Genomic DNA, 25,982 nt, shown 5'->3' with positions numbered 1-25,982 from the left:
ATGACGGAAGAACGGCCAACGTCCCCCCGAAAGCTCTCCAAGGTCGTGCCTTACCGGCTCGCGCGCAGCAACGCGGAAATGATGAAGCTCGTCAGCCTGCTTTGCGAGGCCAACGGTTTCAAGCTGAACATCTGGCGGGTCATGTCGGCGATCGGCACCTATCAATCGATCTCGCCGATGGAAATCGGCAAGCTCACGACGATCGACAAGGCGATGGTGTCGCGCGCGATCCGCGAACTGGTGGACCGCGACCTGATCGACCGCCGCGCCGACGCACGTGATGCGCGATGGGCCCAGATCCAGCTGACGACCGCAGGAACGGCCGTCTACGAAAAGATGGTGGCCGGCATCGATGCCCTCGAGAAACACATGTTCGGCGATCTGCCGCCGGAAAAGACCGCAGCATTCATGGAGATGCTGGAACTGATCGAACGTCGCGCCAGGTCGGCCCGTGATATGGTGGAATTGAACGGTAAAGCCGGTTTGGCGCGGCTGTTGGGGCGTGATGCCGAGTAAGGCTTGCGGACCCCGGCCGCATCCGTACCGGCCTTCGTAAGCTTTACATAACCATTATCAGAATTGTTTACAAAGAAACAATCTCCCTGTAAACAAATGGCAGGGCGGGAGGAGATCGCCCGCTTTTGTCCTGGGAGGATCCTATGAAGAACCGGTTTTTTGCTGGAATGGCGCCTGTTGCCGCCCTGTCCTTGTCCTTGTTTGCAAGCTCTGCACTGGCCGACATCACGATCGGCGTGACCATATCGTCGACCGGCCCGGGTGCGGCGCTCGGCATTCCGCTGAAGAACTCCGTCGAATTGTGGCCGGCCGAAGTGGGCGGCGAAAAGCTGAAGGTCATCGTTCTCGATGATGCCGGCGACCCCTCGGTTGCCACCACCAACGCCCGCCGCTTCGTCAACGACGATAAGGTCGATGTCATCGTCGGTTCCGCGCTGACGCCCGCCTCGATCGCTGTTGCCGGTGTTGCCGGTGAAACCAGCACGCCGCATCTCTCCTGCTCGCCGGTTCCGCCGACCATTTCCAAAGGCAAGTGGACCTTTGTGATGCCGCAGGATGCCGGCCTGATCGCCAGGAACCTGTTTGCCAAGATGAAGGCAGATGGCGTCAAGACGGTCGGTTATATCGGCTTCTCGGACAGCTACGGCGACCTGTGGATGGGCCAGTTCAAGGCGATCGGCGAACAATACGGCCTGAAGGTCGTCGCCGACGAGCGTTATGCCCGTCCCGACACCTCCGTTTCCGGCCAGGTGCTGAAACTCGTGGCCGCGCGTCCGGACGCCGTCTTCGTCGGCGCCTCCGGCACCGGTGCCGCGCTGCCGCAGATCGGCCTGCGCGAACGTGGCTTCGCCGGCAAGATCTACCAGACCCATGGCGCCGTGACCTTCGACTTCCTGCGCATCGCCGGCAAGGCTGCCGACAACACCATCTTCGCCTCCGGCCCGGCCATGGCGCCGGAAGCCCTGCCGGACACCGCCGAGACCAAGGCCGAAGGCATGGCCTATGTCACGGCCTATGAAAAGAAGTTCGGTCCCGGCACCCGCACCCAGTTCGGCCCGCATATCAACGATGCCATGGCCATCCTGAAGAAGGCCATCCCGGTCGCGCTGAAGAAGGCAAAGCCCGGCACGCCGGAATTCCGCGCGGCTCTGCGTGACGCCATCGAAACCGGCGGTCCGTTCCCGGCAAGCCAGGGCGTGTTCAACTTCAAGGCCGACGATCACCTCGGCCTCGACGACCGCGCCGTCGTGCTGTTCACAGCCAAGAACGGCAAGTTCGAGATCACCAAGTAAGCCGGCGAATAAACGAGGCCCGGCGTCCGCGCCGGGCCTTTTCGCAGCGTCTTTTCTGTTATCGGGGGAAATTCTTTGGACGCGATGATTGCGACCTTCCTGATCCAGGATGGTGTCACCAATGGCGCGATCTATGCGCTCCTCGGTCTGGCGCTGGTCCTGCTCTTTTCAGTCACGCGGGTGATCTTCATTCCCCAGGGCGAGTTCGTCGCCTATGGCGCGCTGACGCTGGCTCTTCTCGACGGCGGGAAGGTGCCCGCCACCACCTCGCTTCTCGTCTGTTTCGGGGCGCTTGCTTTCCTGTTCGACCTCTGGAGCATGCGCCGCGGCACCGATGTCCGCACCTTTCTGCGCAGCTTCGCACTCAACCTGGTGCTCCCCGGCGTGATCTACGGCATCACCATCGTGCTTGCGCCGCTCGATCTTCCGTCTGTCGCGAAGGCCCTGCTCACCATTCTGATCATCACGCCCATGGGCGTCTACGTCTATCGGATCGCCTACCGGCCGCTTGCGGATGCCTCCGTGCTCGTCCTGCTGATTGCCTCGGTTGGCGTGCATCTGGCCATGATGGGGCTTGGCCTCGTCTTCTTCGGCGCCGAGGGCCTGCGCGCCGAGCCGCTGGCCGACGACAACTACGCGATCGGAGCCTTGATAGTGAGCGCCCAGAGCCTCTGCATCTACGGAGCGACGATCGCGATCATCATTGGCCTCTACATGTTCTTCGAGCGAACGCTGCTCGGCAAGGCGCTGCGTGCGACCGCCGTCAACCGGCTCGGCGCACGGCTGGTCGGCGTCCGCACCCATCTGACCGGCGTTACCGCCTTCACGCTGGCGGCCGCTATCGGGGCCGTTTCCGGGGTACTGATCGGCCCGATCACCACGATCTATTACGACACCGGCTTCCTGATCGGCCTCAAGGGCTTCGTGGCGGCGATCATCGGCGGGTTGGCGAGCTTCCCGATCACCGCGATCGCCGCAATCGGCGTTGGCCTGGTCGAAGCTTTCTCTTCCTTCTTCGCCAGCAGCTACAAGGAGGTCATCGTCTTCGGTCTCATCATTCCCGTTCTGATCTGGCTGTCGCTGAGCGGCGGCTTCCACGAGGAGGAGTGAGCGATGAAGATCGAACGTTTGCTTCCCGGCCTCGCCGGCATCGTTTTCCTGGCGATCATACCACTCCTGCCGGTGCCGCCCTTCTGGCTGACGATCCTCAACAATATCGGCCTCGCCTCGCTGGTGACGATCGGCCTCGTGCTGCTGACCGGCGTCGGCGGTCTCACCTCGTTCGGCCAGGCCGCCTTCTGCGGTTTCGGCGCCTATACGACGGCCGTGCTGAGCACCAACTACGGCTTGTCGCCGTGGCTGACCCTGCCGTTGTCGCTGATCGTCGGCGCGGCGACCGCCCTGCCGCTCGGCCTCATCACGGTGCGCCTTTCCGGCCATTTCCTGCCGCTCGGCACGATCGCCTGGGGCCTGGCGCTTTATTATCTGTTCGGCAAGATCGACCTTCTCGGCCGTTACGACGGTATTTCCGGCATCCCGCCGATTGAATTCGCCGGCTATCGCTTCATGAGCGACGGATCGATCTACTACCTCATCTGGTTTTTCGTGATTGCGGTTGCGATCGGCGCGAAAAACCTGCTCGACTCGCGGATCGGCCGTGGCATCCGGGCACTGCGTGGCGGCGGCCAGGCGGCGGAAGCGTTCGGCGTCAACATCGTCCGCGCCAAGCTCACCGTTTTCGTGTTCGCCGGCGTGGTCGCGGCCCTTTCCGGCTGGCTCTACGCCCATATGCAGCGCTCGGTGAACCCGACGCCGTTCGGGCTCAGCATGGGCATAGAATATCTGCTGATGGCCGTGGTCGGCGGCTCCGGCCATGTCTGGGGGGCAATCTTCGGTGCCAGCATCGTTCTGATCATGAAGGACGTGCTGCAGCGTTTCCTGCCGGATCTGATCGGCACGACCGCCAATCTCGAAATGGTCGTTTTCGGCATCCTGCTGGTGGTGATCCTGCAGCTCGCCCGGGACGGCCTCTGGCCATTCGTCTTGAAACTCCTGCCGAAGCGGCCCGCGCGGTCTCTTCCGACGTCCGACGACAGGCTTGCCAGGCGAACGCTCGCGCCCGCCGGCTCGTCGCTGATCAAGGTGGAAAAGGCGCGAAAAGCCTTTGGCGGCCTGGTGGCGGTCAACGATGTCAGTTTCGAAGTGCGCGCCGGCCAGGTCGTCGGCCTGATCGGGCCGAACGGCGCCGGCAAGAGCACGACCTTTAACCTCATCACCGGCCTCGCTTCATTGACCAGCGGATCGGTTTTCTACGAAGGCCAGCCGATGACCGGCGACAGCCCGCGCGAAGTCGCCAAACACGGCATCGCCCGCACCTTCCAGCACGCAAAGATCCTGCCCGACATGTCCGTATTGGAAAATGTCGCGCTGGGCGCGCATCTGCGCGGCTCGGCCGGTGTCTTCAGGAGCTTTCTGCGGCTGGAGCGCAGGCAGGAGGCGACGCTGCTCGCCGAAGCCGCCTTCCAGCTCGAACGCGTCGGACTCGGCGCCTATCGCGACCGGCCGGCCGGCGATCTGGCGCTCGGCCAGATCCGCATCCTGGAGATCGCCCGGGCCCTCTCCGCCGACCCGGCCGTGCTGCTGCTCGACGAACCCGCGGCGGGCCTGCGTCACGGTGAAAAACAGGAGCTCGCCAACCTCTTGAAGAAGCTGCGCGAGGAGGGCGTCAGCGTGCTGCTCGTCGAACACGACATGGGCTTCGTCATGGGCCTCGTCGACCATCTCGTGGTGCTCGATTTCGGCACCCTGATCGCCGAAGGCAAGCCGGCGGACGTGCGCAAACATCCGGCGGTCGTCGCCGCCTATCTGGGAGGTGTCGCATGAGCGGAAACCTGCTCGAACTCTCCGACCTTCACGTCTCCTACGGCCGCGCCGAGGTGCTGCACGGCATATCGATGAGCATGAAGCCCGGCAGCATCGTCACGGTGATCGGTGCAAACGGCGCCGGCAAATCGACTCTGCTCAACGCCATCATGGGCATCGTCCCCTCGTCCGGAACGATCATCTACGATGGCGCGCCCGTGCCGCGCTCGGTCGAAGGCCGCGTTGCCGGCGGCCTCTGCCTCGTGCCGGAAAAACGCGAACTGTTCTCCACCATGTCGGTCGAGGACAATGTCGAGCTCGGCGGCTTCCTGCGCAGCGCCGCTGAACGCGCCGAGACGCGCGAGGACGTTTACGCGCGTTTCCCGCGCCTGGCCGAACGCCGCAAGCAGCTGGCCGGCACGCTTTCCGGCGGCGAGCGGCAGATGCTGGCGCTCGCCCGCGCCCTGATGAGCCGGCCGCGCCTGCTGCTGCTCGACGAACCGAGCCTGGGCCTGGCGCCGAAGATCGTCATCGACATCCTCAACATCGTATCGGAACTGCGAAAGACCGGCGTCTCCATCCTGCTCGTCGAGCAGAATGCCCGCGCCGCGCTCGAAATCGCCGACGAAGGTTACCTGGTCGAACTGGGCGAAGTCCGCCTTTCCGGCCCGGCAAGCGAAATGGCGGTCAATCCGGCGCTGATGGAAAGCTATCTCGGCACCCATTCCTGATGAGACAATTCGGTCGGGCCAAGGTCGGTCAATCGAAGCTCTCGACCAGCTTCCGGCGAAACTCGTCCATGCGATAGACCGGCGTGGATGGCAGCGGGATCATGCCCTTCTGCCAGTTCCAGCCCTCGAGGCGTTTCAGGAGATCCGGGTTGCCGCTGACGATATGCATCGGCACGTCGCGCGAGGCCCCTTCGCCGGTAACGATCGACGCCGGCTGGTGATCGCCGAGCAGGATGAACAGCGTGTTCTTGCCGTAACGCGCCATGTAGGAGCCGAGCGTCTCGAGCGTGTAGTCGATCGAGGTGAGGTATTGCGCCCGGACGCGGTCGGGATCGGCCCAGACGACTGAGGGCGGGTCGCCGCTTTCCGCCTGCGCATTGAAGACGGCACCGTCGCCGACCTTATCCCAGGGGATCAGCGACGGGAGCGGCGTCCAGGGGGCGTGGCTGGAGATCAGCGCCATTTCCGCCATGACCGGTTTATGGCTGGGCTCGTCCCGGACCTGCCGTTCCAGCCTCTCGAACGCCTCGAGCGTGAACTGATCCGGCATCGTCACCCAATTGAAGGGTTTTCCGCGATACCCGAGCCCCGCGGCGGCATGGATGCTGTCATAGCCGAAATAACCGGCTTCCGGCCAGTCGAGCGTGATCGCCGGCATGACGGCCGTGGTGCGCCAGCCGGAGGAGCGGAAGAGGTTGTTGAGGCTCGTCCGCTCGCTGGTGATCATCCGGTCGTAACGACCTTGATTGTCGACCCAGAGGCCGGAGAGCAGCGTGCCATGCGCCAGCCAGCTGATGCCACCGACCGTCGGCGATGTGAGCCAGCCGCTGCGTGCCTGCAGGCCCGCGGCTTCGATCTCCCTCTCCACCGAGGTCAGCCGGCTGCCGATGCGCGCAGCATAACGCGGATTCTCGATCGCGCTGCGGCCATAGGATTCGATGAAGACCAGCACGACGTCCGTGCCGGCAAGCGCCGAGAAATGCGGTCCGGCGGATACCGGATCCTGCTTCAGTTCCTCCTCGAACCGGGCGAGATCGGCAATCGACCGCTTCACCATGGTGACGCGGTTGACGAAATAAGAGGCGGCATGCGCCTCGACGCCAAGGTTGCGGCGGTCGGGGTCCTGAACCACCAGCGCCGCCAATCCGATCAACAGGACTGCGCCGCTGACGCGAACGGACATGCGCAGGGCTCCGCCCGAAAGGCGCCGGAAGCCGCCAAGCGACCAATAGAGAACGGCCGCGACAACCAGCCAGGCCAGAAGGCCCGCGCAGATGATCCCTACCGCCTCTGTGACGCCGACCGCCCCGCTCAGGAGGTTCCAGCCGTCGGTGAGAATCTTCAGGTCGAGATAGGGATTGAACGGCCGCTGGAAAGCGGTGCCGGTGCCGATATCCGCGAGCTTCAGGAACAGCATCGCGGCCAGCAGCAAGGTGACGGCCCACCGCAGAAGGGAAAAACCTGGACCGGCCAGCACCGAAGCCAGCAACGCAACCCCCGCCACCTCCAGCGGAAATCTGAGTTCGGAAACATCGGTGAAATAGGAAGGAACGGCGAGGATTGCCGCAACGATCGCCAGCGCAATCGTGATCCTCAGAAATGCCGATCCATTTGCCTTGCGCTGCGCGATATGCCCTATTCTGGCGGCGTCACTCTGGCGAAAAGGCCGAAATTCGTTCATGCGCTGTTCCTGCAAAACCTTCGGCCCATGCGTTTTCTGAAGCTTATAGGCTTATCTGCGGCCTTCGCACTTCTCATTGCCGTGATCCTGCGCTTCGATCCGCAACGGATTGCCGCAAGCCTGGCGTCGGCCGATCCGGCCTATATAAGCGCCGGCCTCATCCTCGTGCAGGTGCAGATCGTACTCTCGGCGCTCCGCTGGCGGTTCACGGCGGCCCGGCTTGGCCAGCACCTGGGTATCGGGAAGGCGATAGGCGACTATTATCTCGGAACGCTGCTCAACCAGTTTCTGCCGGGCGGAGTGGCGGGCGATGCCGTTCGTGCCGTCCGCAACCAGGCCCATGGTGATGGTGGGTGGAAGGTGCCGGTGCGGGCTGTGCTGTTCGAGCGGGTCGCTGGCCAAGGGGTATTTTTCGTCATTGCGACCTTCGGCGTCATGCTCTGGCCGCTTCTGGGCGGGGCGGCGATCCCGGAAAACCTGCGCCATATTCTCTCCGGTTTCGCGCTTTTCGCCGCCGGCCTCGCCATCGTGTTCCTGCTGCTGCTCCGCTTGCCCCCGCGCCGCCTTCAGCCCCTGCTTGCAGCACTGAAGGCGGCGCTGGCGCAGGTCTTCCTGCGGGACCGGGCCTGGATCGTGCAGACGCTGTTCAGCCTCGTCATCGTCGCAAGCTATATCGCGATGTTCATGCTCGCCTCGGCAGCTGTCGGCGCACCCTTACCGGCACTCGCGGCTGTCACCGCTATTCCGCTCTGTCTGCTGATGATGCTGATCCCCGTAACGATTGCCGGCTGGGGCGCCAGGGAAGCGGCAGCAGCAGCCCTCTGGCCGCTCTTCGGTTATGCCGCTTCCGACGGCGTCGCCGCCAGCATCCTCTACGGCATTCTGGCGCTCGTCGGCGCAGCACCCGGCATGGTGTTCATCCTGGCGGCGCTGTTCAGCAGACGGAGCCGCTGAACCGTCAAACCTCCAGGCGACCGTAGATGTCGCCGGAGGACACCCGATCGGCAAGGCCCGCAATCTCGGCCAGCATCGCATCGGCGGTTATCCATTCGTCATGGACGAACCGATGCCGCTCGCCCTCGACCCGGTTGAAGCGATAGGGGCCGAGTTGCCGCAGATGACCGATCGCCTCCTCGGCGATTTCCATCGTCGCCGGGATATATTCGAAGGCGATCAGCGGGATGGGATGATGCAGGCCGGCGATGATATCCGCCTCGGCGCCCTCCACGTCGATCTTGCAGAAGGCCGGCAATCCGCATTCTTCGATCAGTGCATCGAGCGTCGTCATCTCCACCCGCTCGACCCTATCCCAGGTGACGTTGCGAAAACCGGAGGTCTTTTCGACTTTCGAGATCCAGGACGAGGAGATGCTGGTCACGGTCGGGTGGCGGCTGGAAATATGCAGATCGACGCTGCCGGGCTCCTTGCCGACCGCCTTGCGCAGCAGCGTCAATTCTTCGCCGGCGAAGGAACGGGCAATGAAATCGGCAAACAACGGCTGTGGCTCCAGCGCGACGATCCTGGCGCCGAGCGACAGAAGCGTCCGGCTGCGGCTGCCGGCATGCGCACCGATATCGAATACGAGATTTCCTTTGCGGACGAGGCCCGCATAAAACCGCTTCAGCGAAGAACGCCGCCAGGGCTGGGCGTAATAAATCAGCAGCGAGCGTGTCAGGCCCAGGGAAGCGGAAAAATCAGGCCGCGGCATGATGGCTCCTGCTCGCACTCACCAGGAAGATCACATCGACGGCGAAGGAATAGGTGAGCGAAGCGAGGGCCGCAGCCGCAAGCAGGGTGGAGACCGGCGAGGTAACGACCGGAAACAACATCAGACAGAGCGCCACGCCCTGAACGACGCAGATCGCCTTGCGGCGCATCGAATGACGCAGTTCGCCCCTCAGTGCCGGAAAGACCGCCTGCGCGCCAACATAGGCATAGCGCATCAGACCGATCAGCAGGACCCAAAGTCCCGCCTTACCGAGCCACACGGCCGCGAGCGACAGGAAGAGGATCAGCAGCGCGTCGATCTCCATGTCGAATCGCGCGCCGAACCGGGAGGACGTCCCCGCCTGCCGTGCGACGAAGCCGTCGACACCATCCAGGACAAGCGCGAAAGCGACTACGAAGCCGAGCATCCACAAGGCGCCCTGGTCGAAGCCCACGCCGAATTGCGGCGACGCCAAAACCATCCCGCCTAAAACCGACGTAAGCGCGGCACGGATTGTCGTGACGATATTGGCCGCGCCGAAACGCCCATGCCCATGCGCGCGCAGATTGCCGAGAGCGACGGCGGAAATCGCCGCATAGATGATGAAGGCGCAGCAGGCCGCGGCCGTATCGATGCCGAGCCAGTCGCCGAGGAAATGCATGGCCGCAACCAGTGCGACCGCGACGGTCATGGTGACCGCATAGGCATCGAGTGAGAGCAACCGGTGAGCCCTGCGTGCCGCCTGGCGATCCAGCGGCCCGGCATTCATCCAGTCAGCCATCGGACGTGCCTTCCTCGTCCAAGGGATGATATGAAATATTCATGACACTCTCCTCACAGGCACTACATGGAGAACAATACGATGGGCAGCAAAGGCCGGATCCGCGAAACCGCCGTCAAATAAACGTGATGGCCATATCGCCCTCTCGCCGGACGGCTCCCTTGCCGTCATCCTCGAAGCCTCTAGGTCTGGATTGTTATGGCGTGAAAGGTGCGAGGCGTGACAAGGCGTGAGACAGCCCCGCGTGCGGCGGTGCAGAAGGAGGGACGAGCCCTCTGGATCGAGGAGACGGGCCGTTGCGCGCTTCGGCAGGAGGAGCTGCCGGCGGCCTGCGAGGACGAGGTTGTCGTCCGCACGCTCTATAGCGGCATCAGCCGGGGTACCGAATCGCTCGTTTTTGCCGGACAGGTGCCGGAAAGCGAATACGAGCGCATGCGTGCCCCGCACCAGGCAGGCCAATTCCCCTTCCCGGTGAAATACGGTTATGCCGCCGTCGGCGTGGTCGAAGAAGGGCCTGAACATCTCGTCGGCAAAACGGTCTTCTGCCTGCATCCCCATCAGGACCGTTTTCGCATGCCCGTTTCCGCCGCCCACCCGCTGGTCGACGGCTTGTCCCCACAGCGTGCCGTGCTGGCCGCCAATATGGAGACCGCGCTCAACATCACCTGGGACGCAGGCATTCAGCCAGGCGACCGGGTAACGGTGTTCGGAGCCGGCGTGATCGGGCTCCTGGTCGCCTACCTCGCCTCGCGGATCATCGGCACCGAAGTGGTGATTTCCGATATCGAACCGGAGCGCGCCGGACCTGCCGAGGCTCTTGGCCTCCGTTTTTCATCTGCCGGTCATGTGCCCCATGATTGCGACGTGCTGATCAATGCCTCCGCCTCGGCGGACGCCCTGGCGACGGCGCTCGATCATGCCGGTATCGAGGCGCGCATCGTCGAGGCCAGTTGGTATGGCGAAAAGCACGTGGAAATCCCCCTCGGCGGCGCTTTCCATGCCAAGCGGCTTTCCATCGTCAGCTCGCAGGTGGCCTCGCTGCCGCCGGGACGGCGCGCCCGCTGGGACAACAGGCGACGCATGGGCAAGGCGCTCCAGCTTCTCGCCGACGACCGGCTCGACCATCTGATTTCGGGCGAAACGCCGTTCGAGACCATCGCCGCCGATTATGCCGAGATTATCGGTTCGGCCGCCACGCTCTGTCACCGCATCAAGTATTGAAGGAATCCCGCATGTTCGCCGTCGAAGTCCGCGATCACATCATGATCGCGCATAGTCTTGCCCGCCCGGTCTTCGGCCCCGCCCAAGGCATGCACGGAGCAACCTTCGTCGTCGACGCCGCCTTCTTCACCAGCGATCTGGACGAGAACGGCCTTGCGGTGGATATCGGGCTGGCGTCCGAGGTGCTGAAGGACGTGCTGGCGCCGCTCAACTACCAGAACCTCGACACGCTGGAGATTTTCGCCGGCAAGGTGACGACGACGGAATTCCTCGCCAAGCACATCTTCGACCGCATCGCCGATGCCATCCGGAACGGCCGGCTCGGCGAGGGTGGTAGCCGCATCCGCAAACTGCGGGTCATGCTGCACGAATCGCACACCGCCCGCGGCTGGTTCGAGGCCGAGCTGTGAGCCGCGATCTCGTCTTCGCCTATCCGGGCGAGCTGGAAACCCGCACGGGCGGTTACGGCTACGATCGCCGTGCCGTTGCGGCCCTACGCGATCTCGGCTGGAATGTCGAACTGATCTCCCTCGGCGACGGCTTTCCGAACCCGGATGCAAGACAGCTCGACGCTGCCGGAGGCAAGCTCTCCGGACTCGGTGACGACAGTCTCGTGCTGATCGACGGGCTAGCCTTCGGCGTGATGGACGAATGGGCCGGGCGCGAAGCGAAACGCCTGAAGATCATGGCGCTCGTGCATCACCCGCTGGCACTGGAGACGGGGCTCGACAGCAAGCAACAGGAAATCGCGGCCGCCCGGGAGAAGGCGGCTCTGGCGCACACCCGCGGTGTTATCGTCACATCGCATGCCACCGCTGCCGAACTGGCCGCCAATTACGCCATCCCCGCGGAAAAGATCACGGTCGCCATCCCGGGCATGGATCCGGCGCCGCTGGCTGTGGGTGGCGGCGATCCGCCTCTGATCCTCAGCATCGGCACGCTGACCCACCGCAAAGGCCACGACATACTGATTTCTTCGCTCGAAAAGCTGCGCGATCTGCCATGGACCTGCCGCATCGTCGGCAGCAAGGTGCTCGATCCCGGCATCGCAGCAGAGCTCGAACGCCAGGTCTCCCAATCCGGGCTCGGCAACCGCATCGAACTCGCCGGCCAGATCGACGACACCCGCTCCGAATTCGCCAAGGCCGACATCTTTGCGCTGGCGAGCCGTTATGAAGGTTACGGCATGGTGTTTGCCGAGGCGCTTGCGCAAGGGCTGCCGATCGTCGGCTGCGTAGCGGGGGCCGTGCCGGACGTCGTGCCCGAAAGCGCCGGCTTTCTCGTGCCGCCGGACGACCCGGACGCTTTCGCTGCCGCTCTGCGACGGCTGCTGGAGGAGCCCGAAACCCGCATTTCCATGGCCGACGCCGCAGCGATCGCCGGTGCCGGGCTTCCCTCCTGGCGGGACACTGCCGTCACCATCTCCGGTTTTCTGGAAACGGTTCCATGAGCGGCTTCGACAGGGACTGGCTGGCGCTGCGCGAGCCCGTGGACGTTCTCGCACGGGACGCGGACCTGCTGGCAGCGGCTGTACAATCCCTCGAAAACGTCTCGGCCCCAACCGTCCTCGATATCGGCTGCGGCACCGGCTCGACCTTCCGCGTGCTCTCCTCCAGGCTTCGAAAGCCGGCTCACTTTCGGCTTTTCGACCACGACCGCCGGCTGCTGGACGAAGCCCGCCGCTTGCATGGCGATGCTGTCGACCTCATCCACGGGGATCTCAACGACTTCGGCGCGCTGGCGCTCGCCGAAGTCAACCTCGTAACCGCATCTGCGCTTTTCGATCTCTGTTCGGAGCAGTTCATTCGCCGGTTCGTCGCCCATGTCGCGCAGCGGGGCGCCAGTTTCTACGCGGCGCTCAACTATGACGGCCGGATGCGCTGGTCGAAACCGCATCCGCTGGACGAGGCCGTGCTTGCGAGCTTCAACGCCCACCAGTTGAGCGACAAGGGTTTTGGATTGTCGTTGGGGCCGCGGGCGTGGGAGACGCTGGCCGATTGTCTCAGAGAGAGCGGCTATACGGTGAGGGCCGCCGAAAGCCCATGGACGATGGCTCCAGACCATCGCGCGCTGCAGCGTCTGTTCCTCGACGGAGTGGTGCGCGCGATCTATGAATACGGCCAGCTCGACGAGAGCGAAATCCGCGACTGGGCCGATTTCCGGCGGAAAATGGTCGATCGCGAAGGCAGCCTATGCCAGGTCGGCCATCAGGACATCCTCGCAATCCGCTGAGACGGTCGCCTGCTGCGCTTCAATGCGGAAATTGCAGTCGAATACGATGTCCGTGCCGATATTGTAGACTTGGACCTCCGGGCGGCGGGCTTCCGTCAAGCGGTCGATCGGCGAAAGGCGGATGCCGGCAGGACCCGAACCGATGATGATCGGCGCGACCGAGATATGCAGCCGGTCGATCATCTGGGCATCGACAAAGCGGGAAATGGTGGTGGCGCCTCCTTCGACGAGCACCGTGGTGAGGCCGCGTTCGGCGAGCGCCTCGAGAATATCCCGCGGCGCGAGCCCCCCATCCGCCTGGCGCGGCAGCCGGATGATCGTGTGCCGGACGTTGCGGCGTGGAACGTCGTCGGCCTGCAGAACGAGCACCGGCGTGCCCCCGTCATGCAGCATCTTGGCCCGCTCCGGCATGCGGCCATTGCAATCCACCACGACGCGCATGGGGCTTCTGCCGCTGACGGCACGAACCGAAAGACTGGGGTTGTCGGCGACGACCGTCCCGACTCCGACGATCACCGCGTCCACCAGCGCCCGGCACCGGTGCAGATGGGCAATCCCGTCGTAGCCCGACACATCCTGGGCATCGCCGGTCGGCGTTGCGACGCGGCCATCCAGAGACTGGCCGACCTGCGCCAGAACCAGAGGCTCGCCGCGGATCGCGATCGGCCTGTAGAGCGAGAGACCGGAACCATCGACATCGGCGGAAAGCGCCGTTGGGCGCAAGGATCCTTCGCGAAGCGAAAGCAGGTGCTGCCACAGCTCTTCGGTCATCCTCACTGATCGCATATCCCGCCTCGTCTTCCGGCCGAAAAAGATGAATGCCGGCACCCGCAAAAGGTTCCTCGCCGGTGTATTCTCCCATAGCTGTAATACGCGCGGAAAATTTCACCAGATCAACATTCCGTCAACCACCAGACGGAGAAAGCTCCGGCTGCCGTGGTAAGGAAAAGGCAAGCTCGGTTGCCGACTCCACCGCCGCGAGAAGCTCATGAAGCGCGACAATGTCCAGCGCTTGCTCACGAAAGCCGAGTTCGGGAAATGACCAGGACGCAAGCTCTAAGCATGGCTTCGGAACCTAGTATCGTGACGGGTCGACCCAACGCCACCGCACCTGTGGTTGCCATGCCCCCGACGGCTTCGGATAGTCGCGATGCGATCTCCATGGGTATCCTCAAGGCCAAGCAAATGTAATAGTTGAAGCCCGGCCAATCGAGTGCAGCTTGTTATGAGAGATCCCCAGGAACAGAATATTATCGAAGGCCTCTCCCAGCGGCACGGGTTCACCCCTGGCGTCGTCGAGCACCTTGCGATGGCCTTGATCGCCGGGCATGCCAGTCAGGCACAGTTCAACCACGTCGAGCTTGGCGGCATGGGGCAATGGTCGAGTGGTGGCATGATCATGATCGGTGACATGTTCAACAATGGGTTGAAGCACCGGGTGGATATGCTTTGCTCGGAGATCGCCGCTTATATCCGGTCTGGGGAACTCTCCGGCCCGAAGTTAGATCGGCCCTATCAATCTCAGAGCCAGGGAGACGGAAACAGCTTCTTTTACCAGTCGAGTTCGCATGGCAGTTCGTGGCCTCAACATCTCGGCCAGCCTTCATCGACGGGCGCACAGAATAACCTTCGCTATGCCTTCTTCCCCGCAAGCCGCCGCCTGGCCATCGATGTAAACGGGCAGATCACGGTCTACGATACAAGAGACCACAACATCGGCGGTTTTTCGCAGCAGCAGAGCGGCGGCCAGTCGTTGACCTTCACCTCACAGCACGGGCTCGTGCGCGTATCGGAACTGGAAATCGTACCGTCCGCTGACAACACGCCAGCGCCGAACGAAGAACAGGAAACGCCGTCAGGCCAGAGCCCGAGCCCGAGCGTCGATATTCCATCGATAGCGGTTCCGAGCCCAGATATTCGCTCCTCGCCGGCTGGCGTCGATCCAGACGATATCATCAGCAAGATTGAACGACTTGCTGGTCTGCATTCGAAAGGAATACTTTCAGACGACGAATTCACGGCGAAAAAGACGGAGCTGCTTAAGCGACTGTAACGCTGGCAGCCCCAGGATCGTGATGGCGGAGAGGGTGGGATTCGAACCCACGGTGCCCTCGCAGGCACGCCGCATTTCGAGTGCGGTGCTTTCGACCACTCAGCCACCTCTCCGCTTAAGACGTGATGACGCGTTGGTCAGCGCGGGCGTTCTCATAGCGGGCAAACATGGGGCTGGCGATCGTTACATACAGATACGCCGTGCCGCTATCGTGCCCTCTTTAGGCAAACGAACGTTTGTAGAATCCCTCCATACCGGGTGGGATAGGCAGACCCATGACCAATGGCGATAAGAGAAGCTGGTGCTCGTCAAAGTCTATGCTTTTTAGAATGAACAAGCCTGCGAATCGCTGTCGCCCGCCTCTAAAGGCAGAAAATGCAGTAGATGTCGTCACCCACCTCGGATCGTAAGGTGAGATGACCTTAAATCCATCCAACTTCAAATAAATATGCGGCGACTTCTTGAGGTCGAAACTCTCGACAATATCACTGTGATCTTCCCGCCCCGGAACAACGCCGTTCTTTGTGTAGAACATTTCATTCACGGATACGATAGATCCGATGAAATCTTCAGACAACGGAAACAAATCTGATAGCTCTATAGCTCCTATATGAAGACTGGAGACAATGTCGCCAAGCTGAGATAAGTGCCAGATCATGCTTCCTTTGGGAAAACCATTCCTGGTCTCAGCGAACACGGGCGAATGCTTCTCCGAATCCTTCACAAAAAACTGCAATCGCGGTGTGTTGATGTAGTTTATGTAGATGTAATTTCGCAAAAACGCCGGAATCTGCAGCTCAGCCTGCCCCGTCTGGAGTTCTTTCGATGCGCGAGCCTCAGCCTCAACTCTCCATTGTTTCAGTTTTTTTGCTGGAAACGAAGCCCCTCCATTTACATCGATCATCGTCGCGCAATTGCTGCAGAGCCAGAGTGCATTCGCAAGTGAAGCTCTTTCCGCTGGAGTCTGCGCGGCATCGAAACGAGGACCTCCTGGAGAGGCGGCATGAATGTGAGCTGCTTTGCCAATTGAAACGGCTGCACCAACCAACGCTGAGTCAGGTCCAACTGTAACACGATCGCAAGCTGGGCTTGAACAGCGATAAGCAACTCTCTGGGCTGCAACTCGTCTAACGGCGGCAGAAAAGTCATCTCGATTCGTGGTTCGCATATTCATCCCCCCTCATAAGCGCGGCGCAGTAGCGGCTGCGTTTTCTCAAAATCCACTAACGACCTTAGTATTACCTGCAGGTCCCCGGTGCCGAAATGACCAACCCTGCGCACGTCACGCGTGAAGCCTTCTTCGAGATCGATCTGGTCGGGGTCTAGCTTGAGGAAGAGGGTTACCGTCTTTGACTGCGGATAGTTTTCCATGCAGACGAAATTCTTGAGCCGCTTGAATGCAGTGTAGAGCTTGAGTTCCTTCACCTGCACATCGTCACCAAGAGCGATAAGGAACTGATAAACGGCGTCATATATATCGCGCAAATCCGAAGACGACTGGGAAAGCCTGTAACTCATCCTCTGGCTGATATAGGGATCGTTTTCCTGGGCGAGCTCGAGAGCCTGCTCGGATTGGCCGCTGGTCTTGGTTTCGGTCACCGTCTTCGTTGACGCCGACCTAGCCGTCTTCGGAGCGTGCACGAGCTCCAGCATCAGAAGATCATCGCCGAACCGGCGATAGCGGATCAGCTCGATGTTGCGGGCGATCTGCTTCACCGCATGTTCGTCGTAACGAGTGAAGTCACCGGCAATGCAGATCAGTCGCGGCGCTGTCCACTCGACGGCATTGGCCGCATCGGCCCCCAGCCGCTCCATTACCATCCACTGGAACTCTTTCCGGTGGTCGAGCAGCCAGTCGAGATAGAAGAGGCCCTGGTTGATGACATTCTCGTTCACCGATCGCTTATATTCGATGATGACAGGCGAGTTGTCCTCGTCCAGGCCAAGTGTGTCGATACGACCGCCATGCACGGGACCGGTCGAGTGCTCCGTTGCCAGGAAGCGGATGCCGAGCAGCGCCTCGAGATTGGCCTCGAACAGCACCTGCAGGGACTTCTCCACCTGCATGGCGGTGCCTGGCAGCTCGGTGACCTCAGCGCCGCCAAAGTGAAACAGTTTGATATCGCTCAAGATTCACCTCGGGTGTGACCGCAGATTGTGTCCCAAATTTCTATTCGCTTTGTCGCACATGTCCAGATAATTTGCCGGTGCCCGGCGATTTGGTAGGATCGGCCTGCGCCTGATGTGAGGGATGAGCATAGATGACGACGTTGAGCCTGGCGCAGCTGGAAACCCATCTCTGGCGGGCGGCGGATATCCTTCGGGGATCGATCGATTCCGGCGATTACAAGCACTACATTTTCGGTCTCCTGTTCTTCAAGCGCCTCTCTGATGTCTGGGAGGAGGAGTATGAGGAGCGGCTGGCGCGCTATCACGATGCCGATCTTGCCGCCGATCCGGATGAGCACCGGTTCGATATCCCCAAGGGCCATTTCTGGAAGGATGTGCGCAAGCACACGACCGACATCGGCACCCATCTGAACGCCGCCTTCCGCGCCATTGAAGACGCGAACATGAAGCTGCGTGGCGTGTTTCAGGATGTCGATTTCAACAACAAGGAGCGCTTTCCGGATGCCATGCTGGAAAAGCTGCTGCAGCATTTCGAGACCTATCGCCTGCGGAACTCCGATGTCGAGCCGGATGTGCTGGGCCAGGCCTATGAATATCTGATCGCGCAGTTTGCTGATGATGCCGGCAAGAAGGGTGGCGAGTTCTATACGCCGAAGATGGTCGTGCGGCTGATCGTTGAGTGCCTGAAGCCGGAAGAAGGCATGTCGATCTATGACCCTACCTGCGGCTCAGGCGGCATGCTGCTTGAGGCCGTGCATCATCTGGAGCGGCAGGGCAACAACCCGAAAAGCCTGTCGCTGTTCGGCCAGGAGCGCAACCTCAACACCTGGGCCATCTGCCAGATGAACCTGTTCCTGCATGATATCGACGATGCGCAGGTGGCGCGCGGCGACACACTGCTGGAGCCGAAACATCTCACCGGCGACAACGTGAAGGCCATCCGCACATTTGACCGGGTGCTGGCTAACCCGCCGTTTTCGCTGAAAAGCTGGGGCCATGATGTCTGGTCGAAGGGTGATGCCTATGGCCGCGACCGCTACGGCTGCCCGCCGAAATCCTACGGCGACCTCGCCTTCGTGCAGCATATGGTGGCGAGCCTGAAGGAAGACGGTGTCTGCGGCGTCGTGCTGCCGCATGGCGTGTTGTTTCGCGGCGGGGCCGAGGGCAAGATCCGAGAGGGGCTGATCAAAGACGATCTGATCGAGGCCGTCATCGGTCTGGCTCCCAACCTATTTTATGGCGCAGGCATCCCGGCCTGTATCCTGATCCTGCGCAAACAGAAGCCCTCGTCCCGCAAGGGACAGATCCTGATCGTCAACGGTGCTGCACATTTTGTGGAAGGCAAGGCGCAGAACCATTTGTCAGAGGCCAATGTCGCGACGTTGGCGAAAGCCTATGACAACTTTGCCGATGCCGAACGACTGGCGCGGGTGGTCCCGGTCAGCGAGATCGAAGCGAATGATTTCAACCTCAATATCAGCCGCTATGTGCATCTGGGCGAAGAGGCGGTCGAGGTCGATGTCGCGGCGGAAGTGGAAAAGCTGGTCGAGCTTCAGGCCGAGCGGGATGCAGCGGAAGCGCGGATGATGGGCTTTCTGCGGGAGCTTGGTTATGTCGCCTGATGGATGGAACCGCTGCAGAATAGGCGACATCTTCACCGTCGCGAGAGGCGGATCACCACGTCCGATTGACGCATATCTTACCGATGATCCAGAAGGGATAAACTGGGTAAAAATCGGGGATGCGACTGCTAGCGGAAAATTCATTCGCACGACAAAGGAGAGGATTAAGCCAGAGGGCTTGTCCAAGACCAGAAGGGTAATACCTGGAGACTTCATTCTTTCGAATTCTATGAGTTTTGGTCGTCCTTACATCATGGCGATAGACGGCTGCATACATGACGGTTGGCTTCTCCTTCGCCCTAACGATGAAAATAGTATCGATCGCGAGTTCTATTTTTACCTGCTGGGCTCAGATATTTTGCAGCAGCTTTTTTCTACCCAGGCTGCGGGCTCAGCGGTTCGCAATCTGAACATCGACTTGGTCGCAGCAGTCGAAGTGCAGGTTCCCCCGCTCGACGAACAACGCCGGATCGCCGAAATTCTGTCCAGCGTCGATGAGGCCATTGCGGCAACACGGGCGGTGATCGAGCAGACCATAAAGGTTAAGCAGGGCGTGCTGGAACGCCTGCTCACCAAAGGCATCGACCACACGCGCTTCAAGCAGACGGAGATCGGAGAGATTCCGGAGGAGTGGCCACTGACCAACGCCGACGACGTCTGCACCCAGATCAGTGTCGGGATCGTTATTAAGCCGTCTCAATACTATGTCGAGAGCGGGGTTCGCTGCTTCCGTTCTGCCAATGTCCGTGAAGGCTTCGTGGAGGATGCTGACTGGGTTTACATCAGTGAAGAGGGCAATCGCGTAAACCAGAAATCAGTCCTTCGGGCCGGAGACGTTCTTGTTGTTCGAACCGGTTACCCAGGAACCTCTTGTGTGGTGCCACCGAGATATGACGGAGCCAACTGTATTGACATCATCTTCGCACGACCAAAGATCGAACTGGTAGATCCCTACTTCCTCTCAACGTTCATCAACAGTGCAAGTGGAAAGACCCAGGTTTTGAAGGCAGAGGGAGGCTTGGCGCAGAAGCACTTTAATGTGGGGGCAATGAAGCAGATGAAATTGCCGCTGCCGCCGCTGCATGAGCAACACGAGATCGTGGCGCATATCCAAGAATTTGCGAGCACGGAGGCTGCCCTCGAGCGGATCTTGGAACAGCGGTTGCGGTTAAAATCAGCCCTGATGTCCGACCTCCTCACCGGCCGCAAGCGCGTCACCGACGCCCTGCCCATGGCAGCGGAGTAAGCGCCCATGAGCCAAGGCCCCGAATGGCAGTTTGCCGAGCGCCCGACCATCGAGCATCTGAAGGCCATGGACTATGGCTTCGTGGCGGCGGCGGAGCATGCCAGTTTGCGCGAGGGCGAGAACCAGGTTCTGTTTCGCCCGCAGTTGATCGAGGCGCTGATGCGCATCAACGGGATCGACCGCCCGTCTGCCGAAGCCGCCTATGGCGAGCTTGCCGCGATCAGCGACAACGAGGCTTGGCTGAAGGTGCTGCGCGGCGATTATGCCCGCAAGGTGACCGGCCAGGAAACGCGCCAGACGCTGCGCGTGATCGATTTTCTTAATCCCGGCAACAACCTATATGTCGTAACACATCAGCTCAGGGTGAAAGCTGAGAACACGCGCAAGCCCGATGTTGTGGTCTATGTGAACGGTATTCCGCTCGTCGTCATCGAGGCGAAAAGCCCGTTGAATGTGAAGGACAAGACCGGCGAGGCCTTTGAGCAGATCCGGCAATATGAGCGGGACATTCCGCGCCTGTTCTTCTCCAATGTCTTCAACATCGTCACCGACGGCGCGCTGGTGCTCTATGGCGCGACAGGCTCCGGCTCGAAATACTTTGCCGAGTGGCGCGACCCTTGGCCGAAACGGGATGTCGATTTTCCCGACACGCTTGCCAAGGGCCTCTGGTGCCTGCTGGAGCCGAGCCGGCTGTTGGATCTGATCGCGCATTATGTGGTGTTCGAAAAGACCGAGACCGGCACGATCAAGAAAATTTGCCGCTACCAGCAGTTCCGCGCCGTCAATCGCATCGTCGAGCGCGTCATCGAGGGCAAGCACCGGCAGGGGCTGATCTGGCACACACAGGGCAGCGGCAAATCGCTGACCATGGTGTTTGCCGCACTGAAGCTAAAGACGCACCGGACGATCCAGTCCGAGGCACTGACCAACCCGAACATTCTGGTGCTGACGGACCGGGTGGATCTGCATTCCCAGATCAGCGGCACCTTCGTCGCCTGCGGGCTGCCGAACCCGACGGCGATCGAGAGCATCAAGGATCTGCATGCGCTGATCCGCAGCGGCAAGGACGGGAACACGGCGCTTTCCACCATCTTCAAGTTCCAGGGCTCGAAGGAGGCGATTGCCAATTCGGAAAACTGGATCGTGATGGTGGACGAGGCCCACCGGACCCAGGAGAAGGATCTCGGCGCCTATCTCCGCGCCACGCTGCCTAACGCCCGCTTCTTCGGTTTCACCGGCACGCCGGTGAAGAAGGACGACAAGAACACCTACGAGAATTTCGGTGTGCCCGGAGAAGGCTATCTCGACAAATACGGCATCGACGACGCCGTGGCCGATGGTGCGACCGTGCCAATCTACTATACCGGCCGCAAGACCGACTGGCATATCGACGAGGCGAAGATCGACATCCTGTTCGACACCTGGTTCGCCGAACTGGACGACGACAAGCTCAACGAGATCAAGAAGCGCTGGGTGCAGATCGAGGATCTGGTCAAGCATCCGCGCCGCATCGAGCTGATCGCCTATGATATCTGGACGCATTTCAAGCAGTATGCCCGGCCTGATGGATTCAAGGCCCAGATCGTCGCCATCGATCGCGAGGCGGTGATCGTCTACAAGCAGGCACTGACCAAAGTGATTGCCGAGGAACTTATGGCCGAGGGCATGGAGCCCGTCGAGGCGCTCGCCCGCGCCGATGCCATGTCGGCCTGCGTCTATTCGATCAACCAGGAAGACAGCAAGCCGAGCGAGGACGCCCACAAGCAGGCGATCCGCATCGAACTGAAGGCACACTACCTGGATGCCGAAGCCGAGAAGCTGGCGAAGAAGGCCTTTGGCCGCAAAGGTGATGATCCGCAGTTCCTGATCGTCTGCGACAAGCTGCTGACCGGCTTCGACTGCCCCATCGAAAGTGTCATGTATCTCGACAAGCCGCTCAAGGAACATGGCCTGCTGCAAGCGATCGCCCGCACCAACCGCGTCTCTGACTCTAGGAAGCGCAACGGATTGATTGTCGATTACATCGGTGTTTCCGGTCACCTGGAAGAGGCGCTCTCTTCCTACCGCGCCGATGACGTGAAGAACGCCATGCGCGACCTGGACGACCTGCGCAACCAACTAAGGGCAGCTCACTCTGCCATCGCCGCGTTGATGAAGCCGCTGAAACGCAAGGCGAGCGACAAGGACGCGCTGAAGGCGGAATATGATGCCTTCGTGAAGCTGCTGGGCACCGAGGACAAGTGGTTCGATTTCAAGGCGAAGGCACGCAGCTTCATCGCGCTCTATGAAACGTTGAGCCCGGACCCAAGCGTTCTTGAGTTTACCGCTGATCTAAAGTGGGTCGCTAACTTCCTGCTTTATGGCACCCAGCACTTCGAGAAGCGCCAGGCCTTCGACCAGATGAACTACAGCGAGAAGATCCGCGAGATGCTGGAGAAGCATCTGGAGGCAACGGGTCTGAGTGTCACCGTCAAGCTGCGCCACATCACCGACCCGGAGTTCTGGGAGGATTTCGATCCCGAGGGCAAGACCGAGGAAGACCTGATGACGGCCGCGATCCGCAAGACGACGGAGCTGCGCAAGACCGTCACCGAGCGCATCGACGACAGTCCACATCAATACGGCAAGTTCTCCGAGCGCCTTCGCCAGCTCTTAGAAAAGCTGGAAAGCGCGCAGCTCTCTTGGGGCGAGAAGCTGAAGGCCGCCGAAGAGCTGGCGAAGGATATCACCGCCGAGGACGCCGCCCATGTCGAGGCGGGCCTCTCTCCCGGCGCCTATGGCATCCTGCAGATCCTCAACGGCTTTGCCTCGGGGCCGGAGGGCGAGGATCTGGCAACCCGGCTGGAAGGCCTCTACACCGACCCAGTGACCGCGCCCGTCGGCTGGTGGCAGAAGGATGGCCTCCGCAAGAGCCTGCGCCAGCAGGTGCGTTCCATGGCGCATCTGGCCGGCCTTACCCAGCTTAGGGAGATCCCGGAAGAGGTCGAGGCCTACGCGCTCAAGCATTTCGCGGGGCAGTGAGATGGCCGTCTATCGCATCGGCGAGCGGCAGATCGAATACACCTTGCGGCGCTCGCCCAGGGCCCGAAAGGCGAGCCTCAGCGTCACGCCGCAGTCATTCGAGCTGTTGGTGCCGGAGGGAGCTACCGACAATCAGATCAACGCCGTGTTGGACCGTCGGCGCGCCTGGATCATCGAGACCGTGCAGCACATGCAGGAACGCGCAAAGGCCCAAACGCGCGTCTACCAGTTCGTGACCGGCGCCAAGATCCCCTATCGTGGCCGGATGACCAAGCTTTCCATTGAGCCCTTCGACGGATCTCTGGTTGAGATCAACTTTCGCAACGGCTTCCAGATCCGCAGGCCGCGCGATCTTTCGCCTGAGTCGTCTGATGCGATCATCGAGAGCACGCTAAGACTGTGGCTAAAACGTCGAGTGCGCGATGACGCTCGTGACTTCGTCCGTCGGCTCGGCGCGCGACATGGGCTCAAACCCCGCGGCGTGCAGATCAAGGATCAGAAGCACATGTGGGGTAGCTGCGGCTTGGACCGGCAGATCAACCTCAACTGGCACCTCATCTTCGCGCCGAAGCCGGTTCTGGAATACGCGGTCGTTCACGAGATGTGCCATCTGAAGCACCGCAACCACGAGCCGGAATTCTGGGACCTGGTGGCGCGCGTTCAGCCCGATTGGAAGGAGCGCAAGGACTGGCTCGACAAAAACGAGCATTTGCTGGGGTGGGAGAGGGTGGAAGCGTCGGTTTAACGAGCGATGCATTTTTTGACTCAAGGAAGCTCACTGGCTGGTTCGGCGATACTAAACGTCGCTTCGCAGCTCTCGCCGTGCCAAACGCGTCAGCGAGTCTCCTGGTCGATTTGCAGCTCCTGTCATCCCGCCTGGCTTTCCAGAACCTTCAGTTGCGGGAAATCTCAGCCAAAGGCGCGCGCAGCGCCGCCTCTAGCTTCTGGACATGCACGGACAACCACATCGCCATCTGGGGCCACATTTCGCGATCAAGTCCATCGAACGTTTGGTCATAGGCGATGAGGCTGCTCTTGAGGTGATCCGAGCGACGCCAGTCCAGCGCAGCCCCAAAGTCCTTTTCGATTTTTTCTTTTTGCGCGTAGAGCCGATCGAACATCCGCTTGTTTACCTCTCCGCTGCTCTTACCCATCGCCAGCTGAACCCTCACACCATCCTGCAAGTAGAGGATCTGAAACGGGCAGCCTCCGACCCCAGACCCTCCGCTAAGCCAGTTATCGTTGCCAGGACTGACGTTGGCGAACATCGACACTCCGTCCGTGCGCATCTGGTCCAGAGCCAGATCCCAGAACTCACGGCGTAAAATGTGGCGCCGTTTTTGCCCCGCGATCGACGTCGTCTCTTCTACTTCTTTCGAAGCGATGCCGATCATATAGTCCTCGGCCTCCGGAGGAGGGATAATCTGCTGCAGGTCGAGGAACAGTTCGTCGCCGAAACCGAATGGCGTCACGCGGAAGCATTGCACCGCAATTCCGCGGCCTATTAGCCATAGCGCCGTCGCGGTCACCTCACGTCTGAAGTTTGCGGCTACAAACATAATCCGCTGGCCGTTGCCGGGATTCAGCACGGCTTCGTTCTGATCCTCGACCTCCATGAAGTCGCAGATTGCCTGCAGGGCATTTCCGCCGCCGCAATAGCGGTCAAGGTATTGTTGGTGAATGTCGACGATCTGAGTCTTCTTTAGACCGGACGTATAGGCGGCATATTTTAGCGCCTGCCAGGTTACGTCGCGGCCTGAATCGTCCAGCTTGTTTTCGATTACCACTAGGTTGCCAGTCTTATCGAGTGCCAACAAATCAAGACGTTCGCGCGTCTCGTCGAAGCCATCGAATTCCTTCTGCAAGATCAGCAGATCCTCGCCCAGAGCATCGGGCTGGTGAACCAGCCACTCCTGCAGATGGTCACGTTCCCGGAGAGCCAAATCGCCGAAGCGCTTCTGGGCTAGACGGAAGATGCGGTTTTGCGTGCGATCGACACGAAACATCAGTCGGCCTTCTCGAAGGTGGATACATAACGGTCATTGAACATCTTATGCGGAAGTAAACATTTCTTCTCTAGGCCCATCGTGCCGCGAGGCACGGCGGGAATAGCATCAGACACACAATATCGATGAGGCAACCAGCATCTACGCTGGTGAGGAAATGCACACTAGCATACTGGATGCGCATAGGTTCGCGAACGGGCCATTCTGCAGGGCTCGTTGGCCATCCAGTCTGTGATTCGAATGTGAAATGTCCACTATCTGACCGGCGCTTCACGTAGAAGGCGAGCCAGAGTTTTTGGGTGAACCTTATATCTTGCCGCGACATCGACGACGGCCTCCATGTCGGTCTCGATTGCGCGCCTGGCAGCTTCAGTCTGAATATCGGTCATTGAGGGGCGACGTCCAATGCGAGATCCTCGCGCTCTTGCAGCCTCCATGCCCGCCTTGGTTCGCTCGCTGATGATGGCTCTCTCAAATTCTGCCATCGCGGCCATCATATGAAAAACCAACCTTCCGCCCGAGGACGACGTATCGATGCTCTCGGTCAGCGATCGGAAATCACAGCCCCGCTTCGATAGCCCGTTCACCGTTTGAATTAGGTCGACAAGAGATCGTCCAAGCCGGTCGAGTCGCCAAACGACGAGCATGTCACCCCGCTTGATTCTCCTGAGAGCCTTGAGAAGGCCAGGACGCTGGAAGTCGGCACCGGACAATCCGTGATCGGTGAATATCTCCGTGCAGCCAGCCGCCTTCAACGCGGCGATCTGCATATCGAGGTTCTGCTCGACTGTTGATACACGGGCATAACCGACTAGCTTCATCCCCAACATCCTTACGCTCCGATGGCTGCTAAGCAATTGACATAAAGGAAGGATTTCGC

Annotated in this window: 23 protein-coding genes and 1 tRNA gene; 15 read left to right on the top strand and 9 right to left on the bottom strand. The window is 60.9% G+C overall.

What is annotated here, in order from left to right:
* From C5J22_RS22700 to C5J22_RS22680, 5 genes are all read left to right on the top strand, one after another.
* Positions 1–516 (top strand): MarR family winged helix-turn-helix transcriptional regulator, encoded by a 516-nt coding sequence (locus C5J22_RS22700; RefSeq protein ID WP_105440092.1) that lies wholly within the window; start codon positions 1–3, stop codon positions 514–516.
* 143 nt (positions 517–659) lie between these two features.
* The gene (locus C5J22_RS22695; protein ID WP_105440091.1) at positions 660–1,808 is read left to right on the top strand and encodes an ABC transporter substrate-binding protein; all 1,149 of its coding nucleotides are present in this window, start codon (positions 660–662) and stop codon (positions 1,806–1,808) included.
* A gap of 75 nt (positions 1,809–1,883) precedes the next feature.
* Positions 1,884–2,918, top strand: a complete 1,035-nt coding sequence (locus C5J22_RS22690) for a branched-chain amino acid ABC transporter permease (RefSeq protein ID WP_105440090.1) — start codon at positions 1,884–1,886, stop codon at positions 2,916–2,918.
* A gap of 3 nt (positions 2,919–2,921) precedes the next feature.
* Positions 2,922–4,691, top strand: a complete 1,770-nt coding sequence (locus tag C5J22_RS22685; RefSeq protein WP_105440089.1) for an ATP-binding cassette domain-containing protein — start codon at positions 2,922–2,924, stop codon at positions 4,689–4,691.
* On the top strand, positions 4,688–5,401 hold the full coding sequence (locus tag C5J22_RS22680; RefSeq protein WP_105440088.1) for an ABC transporter ATP-binding protein: 714 nt from the start codon (positions 4,688–4,690) through the stop codon (positions 5,399–5,401). The genes C5J22_RS22685 and C5J22_RS22680 overlap by 4 nt, the downstream gene beginning before the upstream one ends.
* 28 nt (positions 5,402–5,429) lie before the next feature.
* Here C5J22_RS22680 and C5J22_RS22675 read toward each other — a convergent pair whose 3' ends face one another.
* Positions 5,430–7,082, bottom strand: coding sequence for a sulfatase-like hydrolase/transferase (locus C5J22_RS22675; RefSeq protein ID WP_105440087.1), 1,653 nt, complete (start codon positions 7,080–7,082; stop codon positions 5,430–5,432).
* Between the two features lie 27 nt (positions 7,083–7,109).
* Here C5J22_RS22675 and C5J22_RS22670 point away from each other — a divergent pair, with 27 nt between their 5' ends.
* Positions 7,110–8,036 carry a lysylphosphatidylglycerol synthase transmembrane domain-containing protein gene (locus C5J22_RS22670; RefSeq protein ID WP_105440086.1) on the top strand — a complete coding sequence of 309 codons (927 nt, stop codon included), beginning with the start codon at positions 7,110–7,112 and terminating at the stop codon, positions 8,034–8,036.
* Between the two features lie 4 nt (positions 8,037–8,040).
* On the opposite strand, the gene C5J22_RS22665 is transcribed toward C5J22_RS22670, so the two are convergent.
* A complete protein-coding gene (locus tag C5J22_RS22665; RefSeq protein ID WP_105440085.1) occupies positions 8,041–8,790 on the bottom strand; it encodes an FkbM family methyltransferase in 750 nt (249 codons plus the stop codon).
* Positions 8,777–9,571, bottom strand: coding sequence for a CDP-alcohol phosphatidyltransferase family protein (locus C5J22_RS22660; protein WP_105440084.1), 795 nt, complete (start codon positions 9,569–9,571; stop codon positions 8,777–8,779). Before C5J22_RS22660 ends, C5J22_RS22665 begins: the two co-directional genes overlap by 14 nt.
* Positions 9,572–9,790: 219 nt before the next feature.
* On the opposite strand from C5J22_RS22660, the gene C5J22_RS22655 reads away from it, so the two are divergent.
* From C5J22_RS22655 to C5J22_RS22640, 4 genes are read left to right on the top strand one after another with little or no spacing between them, the layout of a single operon-like run.
* Complete coding sequence (locus C5J22_RS22655) at positions 9,791–10,792, top strand: zinc-binding alcohol dehydrogenase (protein ID WP_245440500.1); 1,002 nt, start codon at positions 9,791–9,793, stop codon at positions 10,790–10,792.
* A gap of 11 nt (positions 10,793–10,803) precedes the next feature.
* Complete coding sequence (locus C5J22_RS22650; RefSeq protein WP_105440082.1) at positions 10,804–11,202, top strand: 6-carboxytetrahydropterin synthase; 399 nt, start codon at positions 10,804–10,806, stop codon at positions 11,200–11,202.
* On the top strand, positions 11,199–12,242 hold the full coding sequence (locus C5J22_RS22645) for a glycosyltransferase family 4 protein (protein ID WP_105440081.1): 1,044 nt from the start codon (positions 11,199–11,201) through the stop codon (positions 12,240–12,242). Before C5J22_RS22650 ends, C5J22_RS22645 begins: the two co-directional genes overlap by 4 nt.
* On the top strand, positions 12,239–13,024 hold the full coding sequence (locus tag C5J22_RS22640; protein WP_105440080.1) for a class I SAM-dependent methyltransferase: 786 nt from the start codon (positions 12,239–12,241) through the stop codon (positions 13,022–13,024). Before C5J22_RS22645 ends, C5J22_RS22640 begins: the two co-directional genes overlap by 4 nt.
* Here the strand turns inward: C5J22_RS22640 and C5J22_RS22635 are convergent.
* Positions 12,983–13,810: a RibD family protein gene (locus tag C5J22_RS22635; protein ID WP_105440135.1), complete on the bottom strand. Its 828-nt coding sequence runs from the start codon at positions 13,808–13,810 to the stop codon at positions 12,983–12,985. The genes C5J22_RS22640 and C5J22_RS22635 overlap by 42 nt on opposite strands.
* A 439-nt stretch (positions 13,811–14,249) precedes the next feature.
* Here C5J22_RS22635 and C5J22_RS22630 point away from each other — a divergent pair, with 439 nt between their 5' ends.
* Positions 14,250–15,077 (top strand): SHOCT domain-containing protein, encoded by an 828-nt coding sequence (locus tag C5J22_RS22630; protein ID WP_105440079.1) that lies wholly within the window; start codon positions 14,250–14,252, stop codon positions 15,075–15,077.
* A gap of 23 nt (positions 15,078–15,100) precedes the next feature.
* Here the strand turns inward: C5J22_RS22630 and C5J22_RS22625 are convergent.
* The 3 genes from C5J22_RS22625 to C5J22_RS22610 form a co-directional block, all read right to left on the bottom strand.
* Positions 15,101–15,190, bottom strand: a tRNA-Ser gene (locus C5J22_RS22625).
* Positions 15,191–15,297: 107 nt separating this feature from the next.
* Complete coding sequence (locus tag C5J22_RS22620) at positions 15,298–16,245, bottom strand: hypothetical protein (protein ID WP_172746749.1); 948 nt, start codon at positions 16,243–16,245, stop codon at positions 15,298–15,300.
* A gap of 2 nt (positions 16,246–16,247) precedes the next feature.
* Positions 16,248–17,207 carry a DUF5655 domain-containing protein gene (locus C5J22_RS22610; RefSeq protein ID WP_105440076.1) on the bottom strand — a complete coding sequence of 320 codons (960 nt, stop codon included), beginning with the start codon at positions 17,205–17,207 and terminating at the stop codon, positions 16,248–16,250.
* A gap of 131 nt (positions 17,208–17,338) precedes the next feature.
* Here C5J22_RS22610 and C5J22_RS22605 point away from each other — a divergent pair, with 131 nt between their 5' ends.
* The 4 genes from C5J22_RS22605 to C5J22_RS22590 are packed head-to-tail and all read left to right on the top strand — an operon-like array spanning position 17,339 to position 23,841.
* Complete coding sequence (locus tag C5J22_RS22605; RefSeq protein WP_105440075.1) at positions 17,339–18,829, top strand: class I SAM-dependent DNA methyltransferase; 1,491 nt, start codon at positions 17,339–17,341, stop codon at positions 18,827–18,829.
* Positions 18,819–20,075 carry a restriction endonuclease subunit S gene (locus C5J22_RS22600; protein WP_105440074.1) on the top strand — a complete coding sequence of 419 codons (1,257 nt, stop codon included), beginning with the start codon at positions 18,819–18,821 and terminating at the stop codon, positions 20,073–20,075. The genes C5J22_RS22605 and C5J22_RS22600 overlap by 11 nt, the downstream gene beginning before the upstream one ends.
* A gap of 6 nt (positions 20,076–20,081) precedes the next feature.
* Positions 20,082–23,096 carry a type I restriction endonuclease subunit R gene (locus C5J22_RS22595; protein ID WP_105440073.1) on the top strand — a complete coding sequence of 1,005 codons (3,015 nt, stop codon included), beginning with the start codon at positions 20,082–20,084 and terminating at the stop codon, positions 23,094–23,096.
* A gap of 1 nt (position 23,097) precedes the next feature.
* Entirely contained in the window at positions 23,098–23,841 is a 744-nt protein-coding gene (locus tag C5J22_RS22590; RefSeq protein ID WP_105440072.1) for a M48 family metallopeptidase, read from the top strand.
* Between the two features lie 148 nt (positions 23,842–23,989).
* On the opposite strand, the gene C5J22_RS22585 is transcribed toward C5J22_RS22590, so the two are convergent.
* Together C5J22_RS22585 and C5J22_RS22580 are read right to left on the bottom strand one after the other, a co-directional pair.
* Positions 23,990–25,102, bottom strand: a complete 1,113-nt coding sequence (locus tag C5J22_RS22585; protein WP_105440071.1) for a DUF4268 domain-containing protein — start codon at positions 25,100–25,102, stop codon at positions 23,990–23,992.
* A gap of 254 nt (positions 25,103–25,356) precedes the next feature.
* A complete protein-coding gene (locus tag C5J22_RS22580; protein ID WP_105440134.1) occupies positions 25,357–25,923 on the bottom strand; it encodes a recombinase family protein in 567 nt (188 codons plus the stop codon).
* Positions 25,924–25,982 lie beyond the last annotated feature (59 nt).

The organism is Neorhizobium sp. T25_13 (assembly GCF_002968675.1).
Taxonomy (GTDB): Bacteria; Pseudomonadota; Alphaproteobacteria; order Rhizobiales; family Rhizobiaceae; genus Neorhizobium; species Neorhizobium tomejilense.
This window is presented reverse-complemented; position numbering and strand designations above follow the sequence as displayed.

What these genes read in the sequence shown, in the direction of transcription:
- C5J22_RS22685 (WP_105440089.1), top strand. Translation starts at nt 2,922, where the DNA reads ATGAAGATCGAACGTTTGCTTCCCGGCCTCGCCGGCATCGTTTTCCTG.
- C5J22_RS22605 (WP_105440075.1), top strand. Translation starts at nt 17,339, where the DNA reads ATGACGACGTTGAGCCTGGCGCAGCTGGAAACCCATCTCTGGCGGGCG.
- C5J22_RS22630 (WP_105440079.1), top strand. Translation starts at nt 14,250, where the DNA reads ATGAGAGATCCCCAGGAACAGAATATTATCGAAGGCCTCTCCCAGCGG.
- C5J22_RS22585 (WP_105440071.1), bottom strand. Translation starts at nt 25,102, where the DNA reads ATGTTTCGTGTCGATCGCACGCAAAACCGCATCTTCCGTCTAGCCCAG.
- C5J22_RS22600 (WP_105440074.1), top strand. Translation starts at nt 18,819, where the DNA reads ATGTCGCCTGATGGATGGAACCGCTGCAGAATAGGCGACATCTTCACC.
- C5J22_RS22660 (WP_105440084.1), bottom strand. Translation starts at nt 9,571, where the DNA reads ATGGCTGACTGGATGAATGCCGGGCCGCTGGATCGCCAGGCGGCACGC.
- C5J22_RS22675 (WP_105440087.1), bottom strand. Translation starts at nt 7,082, where the DNA reads ATGAACGAATTTCGGCCTTTTCGCCAGAGTGACGCCGCCAGAATAGGG.
- C5J22_RS22635 (WP_105440135.1), bottom strand. Translation starts at nt 13,810, where the DNA reads ATGCGATCAGTGAGGATGACCGAAGAGCTGTGGCAGCACCTGCTTTCG.
- C5J22_RS22650 (WP_105440082.1), top strand. Translation starts at nt 10,804, where the DNA reads ATGTTCGCCGTCGAAGTCCGCGATCACATCATGATCGCGCATAGTCTT.
- C5J22_RS22580 (WP_105440134.1), bottom strand. Translation starts at nt 25,923, where the DNA reads ATGAAGCTAGTCGGTTATGCCCGTGTATCAACAGTCGAGCAGAACCTC.
- C5J22_RS22665 (WP_105440085.1), bottom strand. Translation starts at nt 8,790, where the DNA reads ATGCCGCGGCCTGATTTTTCCGCTTCCCTGGGCCTGACACGCTCGCTG.
- C5J22_RS22590 (WP_105440072.1), top strand. Translation starts at nt 23,098, where the DNA reads ATGGCCGTCTATCGCATCGGCGAGCGGCAGATCGAATACACCTTGCGG.
- C5J22_RS22695 (WP_105440091.1), top strand. Translation starts at nt 660, where the DNA reads ATGAAGAACCGGTTTTTTGCTGGAATGGCGCCTGTTGCCGCCCTGTCC.
- C5J22_RS22640 (WP_105440080.1), top strand. Translation starts at nt 12,239, where the DNA reads ATGAGCGGCTTCGACAGGGACTGGCTGGCGCTGCGCGAGCCCGTGGAC.
- C5J22_RS22595 (WP_105440073.1), top strand. Translation starts at nt 20,082, where the DNA reads ATGAGCCAAGGCCCCGAATGGCAGTTTGCCGAGCGCCCGACCATCGAG.
- C5J22_RS22620 (WP_172746749.1), bottom strand. Translation starts at nt 16,245, where the DNA reads ATGCGAACCACGAATCGAGATGACTTTTCTGCCGCCGTTAGACGAGTT.
- C5J22_RS22680 (WP_105440088.1), top strand. Translation starts at nt 4,688, where the DNA reads ATGAGCGGAAACCTGCTCGAACTCTCCGACCTTCACGTCTCCTACGGC.
- C5J22_RS22670 (WP_105440086.1), top strand. Translation starts at nt 7,110, where the DNA reads ATGCGTTTTCTGAAGCTTATAGGCTTATCTGCGGCCTTCGCACTTCTC.
- C5J22_RS22700 (WP_105440092.1), top strand. Translation starts at nt 1, where the DNA reads ATGACGGAAGAACGGCCAACGTCCCCCCGAAAGCTCTCCAAGGTCGTG.